The organism is Pseudomonas sp. HMWF006, assembly GCF_003061205.1.
In the GTDB taxonomy this organism is placed as follows: domain Bacteria; phylum Pseudomonadota; class Gammaproteobacteria; order Pseudomonadales; family Pseudomonadaceae; genus Aquipseudomonas; species Aquipseudomonas monsensis.
In genome coordinates, this window is the sequence record NZ_QAIU01000274.1 from 1 (window position 1) to 519 (window position 519).

The following is a 519-nucleotide window of genomic DNA, read 5'->3' on the forward strand; positions in this document are numbered from 1 at the left end:
GGGATCATCGCGCCGTTGTACATCCCGTAGATAAACGACAGCCACAGCAGAGACAGCAACATGTGGCTGAAGCTCGGCGCCTGCACCAGGTACGACAGCGCCGGGTAGGTGGTGGCCAGGGCCAGCAGCGACATCGCGATCAGCACCGGGCGACGACCGATACGGTCGGACAACATGCCGCCAATCGGCAGCCAGCAGAAGTTCGACACGCCCACCAGCAAGGTCACCAGCAGCGCGTCGGAGGTGCTCAGGTGCAGCACGGTTTTACCGAAGGTCGGCGCGTACACGGTGATCAGGTAGAACGCGGTAGTGGTCAACGCCACCATCAACATGCCGCCCAACACCACGCCCCAGTTCTGGCCGAGGGTGTGGAACACTTCGCGCATGCTCGGACGGTGTTTGCGTGCGGCGAACTCTTCGGTTTCCGCCAGGTTACGGCGCAGCAGAAAGATGAACGGCACGATCAGGCAACCGACGAAAAACGGAATGCGCCAGCCCCAATCGGCCACCACGCTTGGC

At 62.4% G+C, this 519-nt stretch carries 1 protein-coding gene; it reads right to left on the minus strand.

Annotated features, from left to right (window positions below):
• A partial coding sequence (locus DBR24_RS31955) for an MFS transporter (protein WP_256591402.1) occupies window positions 1-519 on the minus strand: 519 nt, incomplete at both ends.